Source organism: Bartonella sp. MU37NMGALS, assembly GCF_042194015.1.
Lineage (GTDB): Bacteria > Pseudomonadota > Alphaproteobacteria > Rhizobiales > Rhizobiaceae > Bartonella > Bartonella grahamii.
Map to the genome: position 1 here is coordinate 114,054 of NZ_JBHIML010000005.1, position 18,712 is coordinate 132,765.

15 protein-coding genes, 3 tRNA genes and 1 pseudogene are annotated in these 18,712 nt (G+C 38.3%); 2 read left to right on the forward strand and 17 right to left on the reverse strand.

Annotated elements, in window-relative coordinates; translation table 11 throughout:
- Nucleotides 1-15 precede the first annotated feature (15 nt).
- The 17 genes and pseudogenes from ACFIJP_RS04660 to ACFIJP_RS04740 all read right to left on the reverse strand — a co-directional run bounded on the left by ACFIJP_RS04660 (nt 16) and on the right by ACFIJP_RS04740 (nt 17,542).
- Complete coding sequence (locus tag ACFIJP_RS04660; protein ID WP_375625901.1) at nt 16-1,692, reverse strand: ribonuclease J; 1,677 nt, start codon at nt 1,690-1,692, stop codon at nt 16-18.
- A 46-nt stretch (nt 1,693-1,738) separates the two neighbouring features.
- Nucleotides 1,739-2,548 (reverse strand): biotin--[acetyl-CoA-carboxylase] ligase, encoded by an 810-nt coding sequence (locus ACFIJP_RS04665; RefSeq protein WP_375625902.1) that lies wholly within the window; start codon nt 2,546-2,548, stop codon nt 1,739-1,741.
- Nucleotides 2,548-4,002, reverse strand: coding sequence for an NADH-quinone oxidoreductase subunit NuoN (nuoN, locus tag ACFIJP_RS04670; RefSeq protein ID WP_375625904.1), 1,455 nt, complete (start codon nt 4,000-4,002; stop codon nt 2,548-2,550). The genes ACFIJP_RS04665 and nuoN overlap by 1 nt, the downstream gene beginning before the upstream one ends.
- Before the next feature lie 17 nt (nt 4,003-4,019).
- Nucleotides 4,020-5,489: an NADH-quinone oxidoreductase subunit M gene (locus ACFIJP_RS04675; RefSeq protein WP_375625906.1), complete on the reverse strand. Its 1,470-nt coding sequence runs from the start codon at nt 5,487-5,489 to the stop codon at nt 4,020-4,022.
- A complete protein-coding gene (gene nuoL, locus ACFIJP_RS04680; protein ID WP_375625917.1) occupies nt 5,489-7,453 on the reverse strand; it encodes an NADH-quinone oxidoreductase subunit L in 1,965 nt (654 codons plus the stop codon). Before nuoL ends, ACFIJP_RS04675 begins: the two co-directional genes overlap by 1 nt.
- A 6-nt stretch (nt 7,454-7,459) precedes the next feature.
- A complete protein-coding gene (gene nuoK / locus ACFIJP_RS04685; RefSeq protein WP_015856359.1) occupies nt 7,460-7,768 on the reverse strand; it encodes an NADH-quinone oxidoreductase subunit NuoK in 309 nt (102 codons plus the stop codon).
- A gap of 14 nt (nt 7,769-7,782) precedes the next feature.
- The gene (locus ACFIJP_RS04690; protein WP_273723185.1) at nt 7,783-8,403 is read right to left on the reverse strand and encodes an NADH-quinone oxidoreductase subunit J; all 621 of its coding nucleotides are present in this window, start codon (nt 8,401-8,403) and stop codon (nt 7,783-7,785) included.
- Nucleotides 8,404-8,496: 93 nt separating this feature from the next.
- A complete protein-coding gene (nuoI, locus tag ACFIJP_RS04695) occupies nt 8,497-8,988 on the reverse strand; it encodes an NADH-quinone oxidoreductase subunit NuoI (protein WP_375625908.1) in 492 nt (163 codons plus the stop codon).
- Nucleotides 8,989-9,002: 14 nt separating this feature from the next.
- Nucleotides 9,003-10,049, reverse strand: coding sequence for an NADH-quinone oxidoreductase subunit NuoH (gene nuoH, locus ACFIJP_RS04700; RefSeq protein WP_375625919.1), 1,047 nt, complete (start codon nt 10,047-10,049; stop codon nt 9,003-9,005).
- A gap of 21 nt (nt 10,050-10,070) precedes the next feature.
- Complete coding sequence (gene nuoG, locus ACFIJP_RS04705) at nt 10,071-12,140, reverse strand: NADH-quinone oxidoreductase subunit NuoG (RefSeq protein WP_375625920.1); 2,070 nt, start codon at nt 12,138-12,140, stop codon at nt 10,071-10,073.
- Nucleotides 12,141-12,203: 63 nt separating this feature from the next.
- A complete protein-coding gene (gene nuoF, locus ACFIJP_RS04710; RefSeq protein ID WP_375625910.1) occupies nt 12,204-13,514 on the reverse strand; it encodes an NADH-quinone oxidoreductase subunit NuoF in 1,311 nt (436 codons plus the stop codon).
- A 146-nt stretch (nt 13,515-13,660) separates the two neighbouring features.
- A pseudogene (gene nuoE / locus ACFIJP_RS04715) lies at nt 13,661-14,333 on the reverse strand (NADH-quinone oxidoreductase subunit NuoE).
- On the reverse strand, nt 14,333-15,523 hold the full coding sequence (locus tag ACFIJP_RS04720; RefSeq protein ID WP_375625911.1) for an NADH-quinone oxidoreductase subunit D: 1,191 nt from the start codon (nt 15,521-15,523) through the stop codon (nt 14,333-14,335). Before ACFIJP_RS04720 ends, nuoE begins: the two are co-directional and overlap by 1 nt.
- A 121-nt stretch (nt 15,524-15,644) precedes the next feature.
- Nucleotides 15,645-16,256: an NADH-quinone oxidoreductase subunit C gene (locus tag ACFIJP_RS04725; protein WP_375625913.1), complete on the reverse strand. Its 612-nt coding sequence runs from the start codon at nt 16,254-16,256 to the stop codon at nt 15,645-15,647.
- A gap of 14 nt (nt 16,257-16,270) precedes the next feature.
- Nucleotides 16,271-16,852, reverse strand: a complete 582-nt coding sequence (locus tag ACFIJP_RS04730) for an NADH-quinone oxidoreductase subunit B family protein (RefSeq protein WP_273723174.1) — start codon at nt 16,850-16,852, stop codon at nt 16,271-16,273.
- On the reverse strand, nt 16,843-17,208 hold the full coding sequence (locus tag ACFIJP_RS04735; RefSeq protein ID WP_005773599.1) for an NADH-quinone oxidoreductase subunit A: 366 nt from the start codon (nt 17,206-17,208) through the stop codon (nt 16,843-16,845). The genes ACFIJP_RS04730 and ACFIJP_RS04735 overlap by 10 nt, the downstream gene beginning before the upstream one ends.
- A 257-nt stretch (nt 17,209-17,465) precedes the next feature.
- Nucleotides 17,466-17,542, reverse strand: a tRNA-Asp gene (locus tag ACFIJP_RS04740).
- A gap of 174 nt (nt 17,543-17,716) precedes the next feature.
- On the opposite strand from ACFIJP_RS04740, the gene ACFIJP_RS04745 reads away from it, so the two are divergent.
- Nucleotides 17,717-17,792: transfer RNA gene (locus ACFIJP_RS04745), tRNA-Val, on the forward strand.
- Nucleotides 17,793-18,488: 696 nt separating this feature from the next.
- A tRNA-Ser gene (locus ACFIJP_RS04750) sits at nt 18,489-18,578 on the forward strand.
- Nucleotides 18,579-18,712: the final 134 nt, after the last annotated feature.

Here is an 18,712-nt window from a genome sequence, read left to right on the forward strand (position 1 = left end):
AATATGAAAGCTCTTTTATTTTGACCGATGTAAAAAAACTGTACAGATAGGTTTTTTTTGCCAAATTTCATGAACAGCCGCCCTCACAGCACGTCGTGTTGCCTCTCGAATAAGTTCATTATTTTTCTGTTTCATGCGTGGGATATTATAAACTGTATTTTCTATAATATCTAAAAGAATATCTTTTAAACTTTTTCCCTTTCCATTACTTTCAGGTAACCCGAATGTTGTTAGACCTATATCCCCTAATAATTCATTCTTACTATTTATATGGAGAGAAATAGTAACATGACCAGCATAACTTAGTTTGCGACGTTCACGAATCCCTAGTTCATTTTCATCTCCAATTAGGCAACCATCCTTATAGATGCGGCCAACAGGAACTTGATCAACAACTTCTACAGGCTCTGGTGCAAAACGTAACATATGTCCATTTCTGATATCTGTAACAATTTTAATACCCGCTTGACGCGCTAAAGTTGCCTGAGCCTTAAGATGCATTGCTTCCCCATGTACAGGAACAAGTATCTGTGGCTTTACCCAATCATACATCTGTAAAAGTTCTGAACGACGGGGATGACCGGAAACATGAACAAGTGCATCTTCATTCGTGATAATTTCAATACCCAAATCAATGAAACGATTTTGTACCTCAATAATCGCTTTTTCGTTTCCTGGAATACTTCGTGATGAATAAATAACGGTATCACCAGCAGAAAGTGTAATATTTCTCATTCCATCACGTGACAGTTTAGCCAAAGCAGCACATGGCTCACCTTGGCTCCCTGTGACAATTAAAACAAGATCTTTTCGCGAAATGTAACCATAATCATCTTCCGTTACAAATGGTGCTAAACCATTCATATAACCAAGCTCTTGTGCAACCATAATACTTCGCTTAAGGGAACGCCCAATGACAAGCACCTTACGTCCAGCAGCTTCAGCTGCAAGAGCAATAGAACGTATCCGACCAATATTAGAAGAAAAAGTTGCTATTGCAACGCGCCCTTCAGCTTTGGAAATAATCTCAGAAAGACTGGCTTGAACCTGCTGCTCTGATGGAGATATACCATCCCGACACGCATTTGTAGAATCACAAAGTAATGCTAAAACACCTTTTTTTCCTAACGCACGAAATCTTTTTTCATCCGTCACAGCCCCAAGTGAAGGAGTATGATCAATTTTCCAATCACCAGTATGAATCACAGTCCCCAAAGAGGTTGTAATTGCTAAAGATACAGATTCTGGTATTGAATGGTTAACAGCTATAGCCTCTACAGTAAAGGAACCTACCTGAAAACAATCACCAGCTTGAAAAATATTGAGTAAATTTTTTTGAGATTCAAAATCTAATTGTTTTTTAGTTTCCAATAATCCTGCTGTAAAAGGCGTACAGTAAATTGGAACTTGTAGCTTTGGCCATAAATCAAGAACGGCCCCATAATGATCTTCATGTGCATGTGTTAAAACAAGACCCCGTATATTATGTTTTTCACTTTTTAGAAAACGAATATCAGGAAAAACAAGGTCGACTCCTGGTAATTCAGAACCAGCAAAACTAATTCCCATATCAACCAGCAGCCATTCACGAAGATGTTGGGGACCAAATCCGTAAGCAGCTAAATTCATCCCTATTTCACCTACCCCCCCCAGAGGTAAAAAAACAAACTCATTCTTATTAGCTGCAACCATAAACATCTCCCAAAATCATTAAGGTATCTGATGGTAAAATAATTTTTTAATAACAACCTGCATTAATAGAAGCAGCCGAACCAAAATGAATATCTCCAGCTGTTATAATGGCTGTCTGAGCATTTTTTTGCTTTATGATGCAGTTAAAATCACTATCAAGACCATCAAAAACACCCTCAATGACTTTTTCATCATTCACCACTTTGACATGTTTCCCAAGGTGAGCAGAATATAAAAGCCATTTTTTTCGGATTATTTCACATCCTTTTGGTTGTTTCCAAAGAAGGTAATTTCTAGAAAAACACTCCGTCAAAACCGTAAATAATTGTTCTGCTTCAATATGCAAACCGATATTCTTTAAGCTTGAAGTGGGATAAGGTGCATCTTCATAATTATATTTCACATTTATTCCAATACCAATAACCAATGCATATTGTTGTGATGACAACTTTAAAATCTCAAGCAAAACTCCTGAGCTTTTAGCTCCTTGTAACAAAATATCATTTGGCCATTTTAAACTCACAATATTGTTTGTCTGATTTTCATCTTTTATCAATTGTTTTATTGCCTCTACCACACTTATTCCAGCAACAAAACCAAGTTGAGCTGCAGTTTGATGAACAATATCATCAATTAATAAAAGACTAGAATAAAGGTTCCCTTTGGGACTAGACCAAGTCCTCCCTCTTCTTGCTCTTCCCTGTGATTGTTCTTGTGCAACAATCCAAAGATTACCTTGATGACCAGTTTGCGCTTTTCGTTGCGCAGTGAGATTTGTTGAGTCAACACTATCGTACGCTTCAATAGTGTATCCTTGTTCTTGAGCAAAATCTGATAAAATATAAACCATATTCATTAAAACAATGCAGCTGCTGCTTTTTCTGCTAATTCAGCAAACCAAACTCCAAAAAGTGTATAAAATAAAATAAACAATGCAGAAAGACCAAGACAAAATTGAAGCTCATTCAATAAAACAACAAAATGCGCTTTTGCGTCATCAAACCACATAATTTTAATGACTCGTAAATAGTAAAAAGCTCCAACGACAGACGCTATCATCCCAACGACTGCAAGTGGCGTCAGACCAGCATGGACAGCAGCAGAAAATGTATACCACTTCCCAAAAAAACCAGCCATAGGTGGTACACTGGCTAACGAGAAAAGCTGTATTGTCATAACGATAGCCATAAACGGATTTGTCTTTGCTAACCCTGAAAGATCATAAATATTTTCAACATTACCATTCTGAGAGCGCATTCCAAGAATAAAAGCAAATGAGCCAATCGTCATTCCAAGATAAATCGTCATATAAAGAATAACACTTTTTATTCCTAGCATATCTCCAGCAGATAAACCAACAAGTGCATAGCCCATATGACTGATCGACGAATAAGCCATTAAGCGCTTAATGTTATTTTGACCAATTGCAGCAAATGCACCAAGTATCATTGATGCAATCGCCATGAAGACCAAAATTTGTTGCCATGCAGGCATCACATTATCAACACGCCCTAGGGGAATAAAGGTCATCACAATAATACGGATGATTAAAGCCATTGCAGCAACTTTAGGGGCACCAGCAAAAAATGCCGTAATCGGTGTTGGCGCTCCTTCATAAACATCAGGTGTCCACATATGAAATGGAACAGCAGAAATTTTGAAAGCCAAACCAGCTAAAATAAAAACAATTCCCAAAATGACCCCCAATTGTAAATTTTTACCTTTTAAAGCAAGAGCAATTTCGTGAAAACCAATTTGACCGGTAAAACCATAAAGTAAAGAAATACCATAAAGCAGCAATCCTGAAGATAACGCTCCTAAAACAAAGTATTTTATACCAGCTTCAGAAGATTTTACATTATTACGATTAATCGCTGCTAAAACATATAAAGCTAAAGATTGCAGTTCTAACCCCATATAAAGCGACAGCATATTACCAGCTGAAATCATAAACATCATTCCAAGGGTTGCTAAAAGAACAAGCACTGGAAATTCAAATATATTAAACTTTTGTGCATTGGCAAAACCAACAGACATGATAAGAGAAAAGAGTGCACCAATAAGCATTAAAATTTTCATATAACGACTAAAGGAATCGATAACGAGCGCATTGGTTTGAAATGAACCATTTTTCGGAAAAACTATAAGAATAATAATAGTTGCCACAAGAAGTGCCATGGCTAAACCTGTCACTGTTAAAGAAGCACGTGTATTGGAATAAACACCAAACATAAGCAACACGACAGCTCCTAATGCGATTAAAAGCTCCGGAAGAATTAAGACTAATTGCGCTATTATTTCAGTTTGCATGTGCATTCTTCCCTTATCTAGTGCAGTTTATTGATGAGGGTTTCTACGGAAAACGCCGTTGCTTTAAGAATAGGCGTTGGATAGATACCAAAGAATATTGTAAGAACAACCATTGGATAAAGGATGAATTTTTCTCTTAAAGAAAGATCTATTAATACTTTTAAATTCTCTTTATCCAAGGAACCAAAAACCACACGCCTATAAAGATAAAGGGCATAGGCTGCCGATAAGATAACACCTGTTGTTGCTAAAACAACAACCAATTTATTTACTTGAAAAACACCTATTAAGGTTAAAAATTCACCCAAAAATCCTGAGCTTCCAGGCAAACCAACATTTGCCATAGTAAAAATTAAGAAAACAACAGCATATTTAGGCATATTATTCACTAAACCACCAAACGCTGAAATTTCACGTGTATGCAAGCGATCATAGATAACCCCAACACAAAGAAACAACGCTGCTGAAACAATTCCATGGGATAGCATCTGATAAATAGCCCCTTGTATCCCTTGTTCATTCGCAGAAAAAATGCCCATTGTCACATACCCCATATGAGCTATTGAAGAATAAGCAATAAGCTTTTTGATGTCATTTTGAACAAGTGCAACCAACGACGTATAAATAATAGCGATAAGTGATAATGTGAAAATCAAAGGTGCAAAATCTGCTGAAGCGATAGGAAACATAGGCAAAGAAAAACGAAGAAAACCATACCCACCTAATTTGAGTAAGACACCAGCTAAAATAACGGAACCCGCTGTCGGTGCTTCCACGTGAGCATCAGGAAGCCATGTATGAACCGGCCACATTGGCATTTTAACTGCGAAAGAAGCAAAAAATGCAAGCCATAACCATATTTGCATATGAGCAGGAAACTGGTAATTGAGTAAAGTTGGTATATCAAGTGTCCCAGCCTCCCAATACATAGCCATAAGAGCAACCAGCATAAGCACTGAACCAAGTAAAGTATATAAGAAAAACTTTATACTTGCATAAACACGACGTGCTCCACCCCATACACCTATGATGATAAACATTGGAATAAGGCTACCTTCAAAAAAAACATAGAATAGCATTGCATCAAGAGCACAAAAAACGCCAATAATCGCAACTTCTAGAAGAAGAAATGCAATCATATAAGCCTTTAATCTCTCTTTAACATTTTCCCAACTTGCTAAAATACAAAAAGGCAAAAGAAAAGCCGAGAGAACAACAAAAAGAATAGAAATACCATCAACCCCCATATGATAGCTAATGCCCCCCCCTAACCAACTGGACTTTTCAACCATTTGAAAATTTGGGTTGCTAGAATCAAATCCTATCCAAATAATTAAAGAAATAATAAAAACAAATAGAGTCGTAAAAAATGCGACATTACGTATATTATGGCGTGCTACTTCACTATCATCTTTGATAAACAAAATCAGAAGAACACCAATAAGTGGCAAAAATGTAACCGTAGAAAGAATAGGCCAATCGGTCATTAGTTTACGCCCCCGATCATCATCCATGTAATGAGTAATGCAACGCCGATAAGCATTGCAAATGCATAGTGGTAAAGATAGCCTGTTTGCATTCGAACAATTCTATTTGTAATATCAACAACACGCGCTGCGATACCATTAGGACCTAAACCATCAATAATTTTACCGTCTCCCACTTTCCAAAGAAAAGAACCAATTCTAAAGGTAGGACGAACAAATAAAAAGTTATATAATTGATCGAAATACCATTTTTGGTAAAGAAAATTATATGCTCTTGGCATAATACGAACCATTTTCTTAGGAAGAGATGGAATAGAAACATAAAATAAATAAGCTAAAATAAACCCAAGAACCATCGCTATAAATGGCGACCATTTTACCCAATTAAAAACATGGTGGGAATCATGAAGAATGTGATTGTGGCTGCTTGTAAATAATGCTCCCTTCCAAAAAGCATTATACAAGTCACCAAAAAAGTAAGGTTGGAAAACGACACCAGAAAATATTGCTCCAATAGATAAAAGAAAGAGTGGAATCAACATAACTGGAGGCGATTCATGAACATGATGCATAACATCAACTGTTGCCCGTGGTTTACCATGGAATGTCATAAAGATAAGCCGCCATGAATAGAAACTTGTTAAAAAGGCAGCAAAAACAAGAAGATAAAAAGCATATCCTGAAGCAATATTATGGGATGCAAAAGCAGACTCTATAATCGCATCTTTCGAGAAAAAACCTGCAGTCCCGAAAAGTGTTCCTGGAATCCCAACACCGGTCAATGCAATGGTCCCGACCATCATCATCCAATAGGTGACCTTTATATGTTTGCGTAACCCACCCATTTTTCGCATATCTTGTTCATCAGATACAGCATGAATCACAGAACCTGCACCAAGAAACAATAAGGCTTTAAAAAAAGCATGCGTAAAAAGATGAAAGACAGCAGCGCCATAAGCTCCAACACCTAATGCCACAAACATATAACCAAGTTGAGAGCATGTAGAATAAGCAATAACACGCTTAATATCATTCTGCACCAACCCCACAGTTGCTGCAAAAAACGCTGTTGTTGCACCAACAATAATAATCACGGTCAAAGCAGTCGAAGAAAGTTCAAAAATTGGCGACATACGCGCAACCATAAAAACACCAGCCGTTACCATTGTAGCGGCATGAATAAGCGCTGATACAGGGGTTGGCCCTTCCATTGCATCAGGCAGCCAAGTATGTAAAAGAAATTGTGCTGATTTTCCCATCGCACCAATAAATAATAAAAGACATGTAATGGTAATTGCCGTCTGCCCATCAAATTGCCAACCTAAAAATGTCATATTTTGTATAAAGCTATTGTTTGCAGCTTTTGCAAAAATAGAGGCAAAATCAACCGATTGGAATAAAACAAAAATACTAAAGATTCCTAAGAGAAAACCAAAGTCTCCAACACGATTGACCACAAAAGCTTTCATTGCAGCCTTATTAGCAGAATCGCGCTGAAACCAAAAACCAATGAGTAAATAAGAAGCAAGTCCTACACCTTCCCATCCAAAAAACATCTGAATCAAATTATTGGATGTAACCAACATAAGCATCATAAATGTAAACAAAGAAAGATAAGAAAAAAAACGAGACCTTGAAGGATCATGGTGCATATAACCAATTGAATAAATATGTACCAATGCCGAAACACTGTTCACAACAATAAGCATGACAGCTGTTAATGCATCAACATGTAAAGCCCAGTTAAAGCTTAAGTCACCAACAGTCATCCAATGTAATACCAATACGTCAATCTTTGGAATATGACCAAGTGCAATACTGAAAAATGCTATCCACGATAATATGGCAACAACAACCATAAAGCTACATGTTATCAATTCACTCGCACGATCTCCTATCGTTTTTCCACCCAGTGCAGCAATTAAAAAACCCAAAAGCGGAAGAAAGACAATCGTATAATACATCACTGGTTAGCCTTTCATTACATTAACATCTTCAACCGCAATGGAACCACGATTACGGAAAAAAACGACCAGAATTGCTAAACCAATGGCAGCTTCAGCAGCTGCTACGGTTAAGACAAATAAAGCGAATATCTGACCAACGAGATCATGAAGAAATGCTGAAAACGCAACAAAATTGAGATTAACTGAAAGCAATATAAGCTCAATGGACATCAAGATAATAATCACGTTTTTTCTGTTGAGAAAAATTCCAGCAATACCAATTGTAAACATCAAAGCAGAAACAGTGAGATAATGTGTAATATCAATATACATCTACATAGCCCCCCTTACATACCTTTACCTGATTCAACTTGTTTGATTTCAATGGCACTTTCTACCGTTCTAGAAACTTGCTCCGCAATAGATTGCCGCTTTACTCCTAATTTATGACGAAGTGTTAAAACAATAGCCCCAATCATTGCAACCAATAAAATCATTCCAGCAATTTGAAAATAGAAAACATAATCCGTATAGAGAATATCTCCTAATGCTTGTGTATTTGTTCGCTGCGCTAAATCTGGCATTGGTTGCGTAACATGTGTTCTCAAAACTGGAGAAAAATAGCTACTCACAAAAACAACAATCAATTCTACAGCGATAATAACACCAATAAGAGCTCCAATAGGAGCATACCGAAGAGTTCCACTCTTTAACTCAGCAAAATCAACGTCAAGCATCATAACGACAAACAAAAATAAAACAGCGACAGCTCCTACATACACAACAAGCAGAATAAGCCCTAAAAATTCTGCTCCTGCAAGCAAAAATAAAGCTGCTGCATTAAAAAATGCGAGAATTAAAAACAAAACAGAATGCACTGGATTGCGTGCTGTAATAACAATAACTGCACTTGTTAGCATAATAAAAGCAAACAAATAGAAAAATGCCGCCGCTAGATCTGTTAGCATAGGCTTCTCCTTAATTATTCAAACAATTGGTATAAACTTCATACCAGATTACAATTTATCGGAAAATATCCGACACCTCATTTAACGATACACTTAGCGATAAAGCGCATCCATCAATATATTGCGAGCAATTTCTCGCTCCCAGCGATCTCCATTTAATAAAAGCTTTTCTTTATCATAATAAAGTTCTTCACGTGTTTCCGTCGCAAACTCAAAATTTGGACCTTCGACAATAGCTTCAACCGGACAAGCCTCTTGACAAAAACCGCAGTAGATACATTTAACCATATCGATATCATAACGAACAGTTCTACGCGTACCATCATTGCGCCGTGGTCCAGCTTCAATTGTAATCGCTTGAGCAGGACAAATTGCTTCACATAATTTACAAGCAATACACCTTTCTTCACCATTTGGATAGCGACGCAATGCATGCTCACCGCGAAAACGCTGAGATACAAAGCCTTTTTCATAAGGATAATTAATCGTGGGCTTTGGTGAAAAAAATTGACGCATGGCTAAGAAAAAAGCACTCACAAATTCCAATAGAAGAAGTGACTTTGCCGCCTGAATAAAACCTGACATCGTAAAATCTCCTCTTAAACGAAATCCGTAAACTTTAAAAAAGCAGCAGTTATCACAACCATTGCTAGTGAGAGAGGAAGAAAAACCTTCCAACCAAGCCGCATGAGCTGATCATAGCGATAACGTGGAACAAATGCTTTAACCATAGCAAACCAAAAAAATACAAAACAGACTTTTAAAATAAACCAAATGATACCAGGAACCCAATTAAGCCACCAAACATCTAAAGGTGGCAGCCAACCACCTAAAAATAGAATAGTTGTTAATGCGCACATTAAAACAATCGCAACATATTCACCAAGAAAGAAAAGCATGTAAGGCGTTGAAGAATATTCTACCATATGACCAGCTACAAGTTCAGATTCTGCTTCCACCAAATCGAATGGAGGACGGTTTGTCTCTGCAAGCGCAGAAATAAAAAATATAATAAACATTGGAAAAAGGACCAACCAATTCCAATCGAGAAAGCTGTTAAAAGGAAGACCAAGAGTTGTACCAATTCCAGAACTTTGTTTATGAACAATTGTTGTGAGATCCAACGAACCACTTATTAAAATGACAGTCACAAGCACAAAACCAATGGAAACTTCATAAGAAACCATTTGTGCCGCCGAACGAAGGGCTCCTAAGAAAGGATATTTTGAATTCGATGCCCATCCCCCCATAATGACACCATAAACCTCAAGAGATGAAATGGCTAAGATATAAAGCAAGCCAACATTAATCTTCGCAACCTCCCAGCCCTCATTGACAGGAATAACAGCCCAAGTTGATAAAGCAAGTGTCGCTGAAACAAAAGGAGCCAAAAGAAAAACACCCTTATTTGCACCTGCAGGGATAATAGGCTCCTTAACAACAAATTTAATTAAATCTGCAAAAGACTGTAACAAACCCCATGGACCAACAACATTTGGTCCACGACGCAATTGCACCGCTGCCCAAATCTTTCTATCTGCGTAAAGAAGATAAGCAACTAAGATCAAAAGAACGACCAAAAGAAGAAGTGTTTTTCCAACTATAATGAGTAATGGCAACAGCCAAGTCATAAAGAAATCATACATCATTATTCCTTTTCCTTTGCCTTACTTTATAGTTTGCGTAGCACGGTTTTTTGCAAGAGATGAACATTCAGCCATAACAGCAGAAGCACGTGCTATCGGATTTGTTAAATAAAAGTCTTTAACCATAGAAGTAAAGGTGTGACTCTCTAGAGAAACCATTTTTGAACCAAGCGCCTTAAGACCACTTATATCAGAAGGTACTATATCATCAACAGCACAAAGGTGTGGATAATCATTAAACAAGCATTGTCTTAATTGAGAAAGAGAATCAAAAGGGAGCCTTTGTCCTAAAATATCCGATAAAGCACGCAAAATAGCCCAATCTTCTTTTGCTTCACCTGGAGCAAAACCAGCCCGATTTGTCATTTGAACACGTCCTTCTGTATTCACATAAAGCCCTGATTTTTCAGTGTAAGCAGATGCAGGCAAAATAACATCAGCAGCATGTGCACCATTATCACCATGGCTACCAATATAAACTGTAAAAGCTTTTGTATTGGCTAATTCTACTTCATCAGCACCAAGTAAAAATAAAACTTCACAGGTTTTAAGAATATTTGCAACCCCAAGCTTAGAAGTAAAGCCTATGTCCAATCCTCCAACAATCGATGCTGTATTATGAAGAATCCCAAACCCATTCCATTCTTCACTAAGAGCACCAATATTGTCAGCTAATTTAGCAAGACTTTTTAAAACAGATAAACCTTCATTTCCTGAAACAGCTCCCTCTCCGATAAGAATAAGGGGCCTCTTCGCTTCTTTTAAGACATTTAAAAAAACATCCTCTCCACGAATAAGTGTCGTTAATGTATCACTCCCAGATCCAAGATAAGAATAAGGATAACGTAAATCGACTTTCTCTCCAATTAATGCAATAGGAAAATTTCCCATCCGTTGGCGCTTTAAAATACGCGCATTTAAAACAGCCGCTTCATGACGTGGATTAGATCCCACAATAAGCAGTGCATCAGCCTGTTCAATACCTGCAATTGTAGGATTAAAAATATAACTCGAACGCCCAAACTCAGACGATAAAGCCCCCCCTCTTTGGCGACAATCAAAAAGCGTTGAGCCCAAAGAACTCAATAATGCTTTAAGGGCATACATTTCCTCAACAGACGCAAGATCTCCAGCAATCGCTCCAATTTTTTCTGGCAAGGTTTTAGAAACCACCATTTTAATTTTTGCAAAAGCTTCTGTCCAGCTCACAGGTTGAAGCTTTCCATCTTTGCGTACATATGGCCTATCAAGCCGCTGAGTTCGCAATCCATCCCAAATAAAACGCGTTTTATCAGAGATCCATTCCTCATTTACATCTTCATTCGTACGCGGCATGATCCGCATAACTTCACGGCCGCGGCTATCAATACGGATAGCACTACCAAGCGCATCCATCACATCAATCGATTCCGTTTTTACCAATTCCCACGGACGAGCATGAAACGCATAAGGTTTTGAAGTTAAAGCTCCCACCGGACAAAGATCAATAACGTTTCCCTGTAATTCAGATGTCATAGCTTTTTCAAGATACGTTGTAATTTCAGCATCTTCACCACGACCGATCAAACCAAGCTCAGAAATACCTGCGACTTCCGTTGTAAAACGAACACACCGTGTACAATGAATACACCGTGTCATAACAGTTTTGACAAGAGGTCCAATATATTTATCTTCTACAGCACGCTTATTTTCACTATAACGAGAACAATCTCGTCCATAAAGCATTGCTTGATCTTGAAGATCACACTCTCCCCCTTGATCACACACTGGACAATCCAAAGGATGATTAATGAGGAGAAATTCCATAACACCTTCACGCGCTTTTTTTACCATCGCCGTATTGGTAAAAATCTCAGGTGCTTCACCATTAGGCCCCAATCGTAAATCACGAACCCCCATAGCACAAGAAGCCTGAGGTTTCGGAGGACCACCCTTAACCTCAACCAAACACATACGACAATTTCCAGCAATTGACAAAGATTCATGAAAACAAAAACGTGGAATTTCTGCCCCAGCCGCCTCAGCAGCCTGAAGCAACGTGTAGTAATCAGGAACTTCAATCTCTTTGCCATCAACTTTGATATTTATCATCACCCATCCAACCTGCGGATAACCCACTTAAAATTTGCATTCGGCTGCTCTTTAAAAAATCTTCTATCCTACAGCTTCTAAAGCAATATTTTTGCTTTGGACTACATTTCGCGTGTATTCATCAATTCTACGCTCGATTTCCGGACGAAAATTACGTATCAACCCCTGTACAGGCCATGCGGCAGCATCACCAAGCGCACAAATAGTGTGTCCTTCAACCTGTTTCGACACTTCAAACAAAAGATCAATCTCGCGTTTTTGCGCTCTTCCCTCAACCATACGCCCTAAAAGACGCATCATCCACCCCGTCCCCTCACGACACGGTGTACACTGACCACAACTCTCGTGCTTGAAAAAAGCAGCTATACGCCAAATTGCCTTGATAATATCGGTTGATTTATCCATAACAATCATTCCCCCTGTGCCAAAAGAAGACCCGACATCTCGCATCCCATCAAAATCCATGATCGCATCGATCATATCCTCACCACGAACGACTGGACAAGAAGCCCCCCCTGGAATAACTGCTAAAAGATTATTCCATCCACCACGAACACCACCCGTATGTTTTTCAATTAATTCACGGAATGAAACACCAAGAGCATCTTCAAATGTACAAGGTGCATTAACATGCCCTGAAACCATAAATAATTTCGTTCCAACATTATTTGCTCGTCCGATTGATGAAAACCACGAAGCACCCCGCCGCAAAATCGTTGGAACAACGGCAATGGACTCTACATTATTTACTGTTGTTGGACAGCCATAAATCCCCATATTGGCAGGAAATGGTGGTTTAAGCCGAGGTTGTCCCTTTTTTCCCTCAAGACTTTCAAGAAGAGCCGTTTCTTCACCACAAATATAAGCACCAGCTCCATGATGAATAACAATATCACAAGCATGCCCATATTTCGTTTTTTTGCCAAGTAAGCCCGCATCATAGCATTCATCAACGGCAGCTTGAAGCGCTTCACGTTCACGAATATATTCACCACGAATATAAATAAAAGCAACATTGGCTCCCATAGCAAAAGTAGCGATTGCACATCCTTCAATCAAAGTATGGGGGTCATGACGCAAAATATCACGGTCTTTACAAGTTCCAGGTTCAGATTCATCGGCATTGACAACCAAATAATGAGGACGCCCATCATTCTTCTGCTTTGGCATAAAGGACCACTTCATTCCGGTAGGAAAACCAGCACCACCACGACCGCGTAAACCCGATGCCTTCACCTCATCAATGATCCAATCACGACCTTTGTCAATCATCTCTTTCAGACCATTCCAATGCCCACGCAACATCGCAGCCTTTAATGATTTGTCTTTTAAACCATAAATATTGGTGAAGATACGATCTTTATCAGCTAGCATACCCCACCTTTTTTTCTATTACCCATAGCATTTTCCGCTTTTCCTCAAATGCAATTTTTAAATATCTTTTCAAAACTTCTTACTTTTCATTAAATGTTGCCATCATGGGTAGAATAATAAAATATTTTCTCAAGAAAAATACTTAATTATGTTCCCACTCTTTCCTTATCCTTTTTGGGTGAAGACTTAAAAGATCTTTTTTTCCTTCTCATCATCAATAAGAGAAGTTAAACCACTAATCGGTTCCGACGACTTACGGCTACTTTGCGGACCAACCGTTATCTCAGAACCTTTCCCAGCTTCAAATGCATCAACAATTTCTTCAAGACGCTCAGCTGTAAGATCTTCATAAGTATCTTTAAAAATCATAACCATCGGAGCATTCACACAAGCACCAAGACATTCTACCTCTTCCCATGATAAGGTTCCATCCTGATTGGTAACAAAAGGTTTATGATGAATTTTTTTCTGACAAACTTTAATCAATTCACCAGATCCACGTAACATACAAGGGGTTGTACCACAAACTTGAATATGCGCTTTTGTTCCAACAGGCTTAAGCTGAAACTGAGTGTAAAAAGTTGCAACTTCCAGAACACGAATATAAGCCATAGAAAGAATCTGAGCAATATGCTCAATCGCGGCACGTGTCACCCAACCATCTTGCTCTTGAGCACGCATTAATAACGGAATTACAGCAGACTGCTGACGCCCTACAGGATATTTTTTTATGGTATTTTTTACCCATATCTGATTTTCTTTTGTAAAAGAAAACTCAGCGGGCTGATAAACATCATCTGCAAGACGGCGTACGGACATTAGCGATCAACCTCCCCAAAAACAATATCAATCGAACCCAAAATAGCTGTAGCATCTGCTAACATATGACCTCTGGTTAAAAAATCCATAGCTTGGAGATGAGCAAACCCAGGAGCACGCAACTTGACACGATAAGGCTTATTGGTTCCATCAGAAACAAGATAAACACCAAACTCACCCTTCGGAGCTTCCACAGCAACATATACTTCTCCAGGAGGCGTATGAAAACCTTCCGTATAAAGCTTGAAATGATGAATTAGTGCTTCCATCGAACTTTTCATTTCACTCCGTTTCGGTGGTACAACTTTGCGATCCAAGCTCGAAACCGGTCCATTTTTTTCAGTACTCAGCAAACGCTCCACACATTGGCGCATAATTTTTGCTGATTGACGCATTTCTTCCATACGAATAAGATAGCGATCATAACAATCGCTATTCTTACCTACAGGAATATCAAATTCCATTTCATCATAACATTCATAAGGCTGACTTTTACGTAAATCCCATGGAACACCAGCTCCACGAATCATAACCCCAGAAAAACCACGTGCCCAAGCTTCATCAATACTTACAACGCCAATATCCACATTACGCTGCTTAAAAATCCGATTCGGGGTCACAAGCGCATCAAGTTTTCCGAGAGAAACAAGAAATGGATCAATAAAATCACCAATATCTTCAACTAAAGATTCTGGTAAATCTTGATGCACGCCACCGGGACGAAAATAATTTGCATGAAGACGAGCGCCACAGGCACGCTCATAAAAAATCATCAATCTTTCACGCTGTTCAAATCCCCAAAGCGGTGGCGTTAAAGCACCAACATCCATTGCCTGTGTCGTTACATTAAGCAAATGATTAAGAATACGCCCAATTTCAGAAAACAAAACACGTATTAATTGCCCTCTTTTAGGAACTTTAATATCCAATAACTTTTCAACAGCAAGAACAAAAGCATGTTCCTGATTCATAGGAGCAACATAATCCAAACGATCTAGATAAGGAGCCGCTTGAAGATAAGTTTTTGTTTCCATTAATTTTTCGGTACCGCGATGCAATAGCCCAATATGTGGATCCACACGCTCAACAACTTCGCCGTCCAACTCCAAAACCATGCGCAAAACCCCATGCGCGGCAGGATGCTGCGGACCAAAATTGATATTAAAGTTTCGAACATTGACCTCAGCCACAATCAACCCCTTGCCTTTTAAAAAACTTCATATCAAATATCAAAAAAATCTATCATACTAAAAAATATTTAATTATTTAAGAAACACAGTACTCTAATATAATGCCTTATCAAAACCAATATTATTTTTTTTCATCCGCTTTTCCATCACATGGCAAAGTATACTGGCCCCCTTCCCAAGGAGAAAGAAAATCAAAATTACGCATCTCTTGACGCAAAACAACAGGTTCATAAATCACCCTCTTTGCTTCATTATCATAACGACATTCAACAAATCCTGTCACAGGAAAGTCTTTGCGTAAAGGATATCCTTCAAACCCATAATCTGTTAAAATTCGTCTCAAATCCGGATGTCCTGAAAATAAAATCCCATACATATCATACGTTTCACGTTCATACCACTCTGCGCCAGGATAAACCGTACAAGCTGAAGCAACAGGAGTATTTTCATCCGTACGAACTTTTACACGTAAGCGTAAATTCTCACGAGGAGATAACAATTGGTAAGAAACATCAAAGCGCTTATCGCGAGAAGGATAATCCACACCACTAATGTCTGTGAGATTAATAAATTGACAGCGCGAATCATCACGAACAAACATTAAGACATCGATAATTGCATCAAGACGTGCCACAACGGTCAATTCACCAAAAGCAATAACAGTCTCTTCAAGCTTATTTTTTAACTTATTTTCCAAATAAGCAGCAAGTTCAACCAAAGTTTCATCCATCATGACAAGAAAACTCTCTATCGCTCTATGGATCCGGTACGACGGATTTTTTTCTGTAGCAACAATATGCCGTATAATAATGCCTCTGCTGTAGGTGGACACCCTGGAACATATATATCGACAGGCACGATACGATCACATCCACGCACCACTGAATAGGAATAATGATAATATCCCCCACCGTTTGCACATGATCCCATAGAAATCACATAACGTGGCTCTGGCATCTGATCGTACACTTTTCTTAAAGCAGGAGCCATCTTATTTGTTAGAGTACCTGCCACCACCATCACATCTGACTGACGGGGTGAAGCTCGTGGTGCATAGCCAAAACGCTCATTATCATAATGAGGCATTGAGCATTGCATCATTTCGATAGCACAACAAGCCAAACCAAAACTCATCCACATTAAAGAACCGGTGCGAGCCCAAGTAATCAAAGCATCTGCCGAGGTAACTAAAAAACCCTTATCTGATAATTCAGCATTAATATCACGAAAAAACTTATCATCAGATCCTATCAGCCCACCAGTATTTGGATCAATGATTCCTTTTGGTTTTGGAGCTGCAATCGTTGAATTATTAGATCTTAATTCCATTCCAGGGCTCCTTTTTTCCATTCATATATAAATCCAATAGTCAAAATCGCTAAAAACACAATCATCGACCAAAAGCCAAACATACCTATCGATTCGAATGAAACAGCCCAAGGAAAAAGAAAAGCAACTTCAAGATCAAAAATAATAAATAAAATTGATACCAAATAGAAACGAATATCAAACTTCATGCGTGCATCACTAAATGAATTAAACCCACATTCATAAGCCGATAACTTTTCAGGATCGGGGGAACGATATGCTACAATGTAAGGTGTAATCAACAAAACTCCAGCAATAACCGCTGACACAATAATGAAAATCAAGACTGGCAGATAAGAGCTCAATAAATAAGCCATAACCCTCTTCCATCGTAACGAAACAGACAAATTTTACAATCGCTCTATTAACTCTATTCATACTGCTTCAAAGGCATACAGAGCGATACTTTTCTTATCGGCATAGGTAACGCAGAGCAAAGAAAGACGCAAGCCCTATTCTTATAAACCATATAAAAAGGAAGAAAAAACACATTTATCCCCCAATCGAATACTCCACCACCTCACTCATAGCATATGGATATTTTAAAAAGAAAATTTCATAAGGAATCATGAAATGGCGCGAGTGACGGGGCTCGAACCCGCGACCTCCGGCGTGACAGGCCAGCACTCTAACCAACTGAGCTACACCCGCGCATTTTTTTTCGAACCAATTTAATTTGGTACAAGCGGTCGTGTAAGGGGTTCATGCGTTTATGTCAAGAAAGATTATGCATTTTAAAAAAAAAATATCAAATACCATCTTTATTCTTGCGTTTAGAAAAATTTTTCCTTAAAGAGTCTCCATTCAATTGCTGGTCATTGCATTGGGCGATTAGCTCAGCTGGTAGAGCGCCTCGTTTACACCGAGGATGTCGGGAGTTCGAGTCTCTCATCGCCCACCATTTTATTTTGTAAATAAATTTTTGTTCTAAACATACTTATGAATGAATCGGCTTTAAAAACCTTGTCTATTAAAGTTTATGCTTTCTGCCTCTGCATAATTTAGCGTTTTTAAGTTCTATTCTTGAAAAACTATGCAATACCTTAACAAGCTATCTATTGATCTAAGCATATTGTTCAATAATATTTTCTTCCGTTCCAACTAACTTTTTGCTTATCCCACAAAAAAAGTATTATAAATACACCTAATTTCCAGTCATATCTGGAAGAGATTTTAAACTGTCGATGCAAATCTTACATAAAACTTTTCCAAATAGTGCAAACCAGCCATTCCCTCCAAGATACCCTTTAGACGCACTAGATATCTGAATAGAATAAATATCTGGAAAGATAAAATAATTCAAAAATACACGCCCGCAAAGAATTTAATATAATTTATCAAATATTTTCAACTGAACCTTTCTTATTATTACGAATATCGGTCGTTAAAACTTAAAAAAATATTGCTTTGTGAAAAATTTTTAAACAGAAAAAACGATCATGTTTAAAAATGAAACCGTTAGATAACACACTCAAAGAATTGACTTATGAAGAATTATTTTAATTGAAATTTAAATAGTTTTACAAAGAACGCTTTAAAATGCCCATTAAAATGATTGACCTTTTACAAGAAATTTGTCAAAAAGCATATCCAGTTTGGAGGGGTGGCCGAGCGGTTTAAGGCACCGGTCTTGAAAACCGGCGTGCAGGAGACTGTACCGTGGGTTCGAATCCCACCCCCTCCGCCACAGCACTTTTGTCGTGCTATAGCTGTATGTATGTAGCTTGTTGTAGCTTGCCAGCGGTGTAGCTTGCCAGCGGGTTTTGTATATTTTGCCACTAGGTTTTGTACCAATTTATTTTTTTTCAAAGAGTTTTAAAG

Excerpts from the sequence above, each read along its gene's own strand:
- ACFIJP_RS04660 (WP_375625901.1), bottom strand. The coding sequence starts at position 1,692 with ATGGTTGCAGCTAATAAGAATGAGTTTGTTTTTTTACCTCTGGGGGGG.
- ACFIJP_RS04665 (WP_375625902.1), bottom strand. The coding sequence starts at position 2,548 with ATGAATATGGTTTATATTTTATCAGATTTTGCTCAAGAACAAGGATAC.
- nuoN (WP_375625904.1), bottom strand. The coding sequence starts at position 4,002 with ATGCAAACTGAAATAATAGCGCAATTAGTCTTAATTCTTCCGGAGCTT.
- ACFIJP_RS04675 (WP_375625906.1), bottom strand. The coding sequence starts at position 5,489 with ATGACCGATTGGCCTATTCTTTCTACGGTTACATTTTTGCCACTTATT.
- nuoL (WP_375625917.1), bottom strand. The coding sequence starts at position 7,453 with ATGTATTATACGATTGTCTTTCTTCCGCTTTTGGGTTTTTTAATTGCT.
- nuoK (WP_015856359.1), bottom strand. The coding sequence starts at position 7,768 with ATGTATATTGATATTACACATTATCTCACTGTTTCTGCTTTGATGTTT.
- ACFIJP_RS04690 (WP_273723185.1), bottom strand. The coding sequence starts at position 8,403 with ATGCTAACAGATCTAGCGGCGGCATTTTTCTATTTGTTTGCTTTTATT.
- nuoI (WP_375625908.1), bottom strand. The coding sequence starts at position 8,988 with ATGTCAGGTTTTATTCAGGCGGCAAAGTCACTTCTTCTATTGGAATTT.
- nuoH (WP_375625919.1), bottom strand. The coding sequence starts at position 10,049 with ATGTATGATTTCTTTATGACTTGGCTGTTGCCATTACTCATTATAGTT.
- nuoG (WP_375625920.1), bottom strand. The coding sequence starts at position 12,140 with ATGATAAATATCAAAGTTGATGGCAAAGAGATTGAAGTTCCTGATTAC.
- nuoF (WP_375625910.1), bottom strand. The coding sequence starts at position 13,514 with ATGCTAGCTGATAAAGATCGTATCTTCACCAATATTTATGGTTTAAAA.
- ACFIJP_RS04725 (WP_375625913.1), bottom strand. The coding sequence starts at position 16,256 with ATGATGGATGAAACTTTGGTTGAACTTGCTGCTTATTTGGAAAATAAG.
- ACFIJP_RS04730 (WP_273723174.1), bottom strand. The coding sequence starts at position 16,852 with ATGGAATTAAGATCTAATAATTCAACGATTGCAGCTCCAAAACCAAAA.
- ACFIJP_RS04735 (WP_005773599.1), bottom strand. The coding sequence starts at position 17,208 with ATGGCTTATTTATTGAGCTCTTATCTGCCAGTCTTGATTTTCATTATT.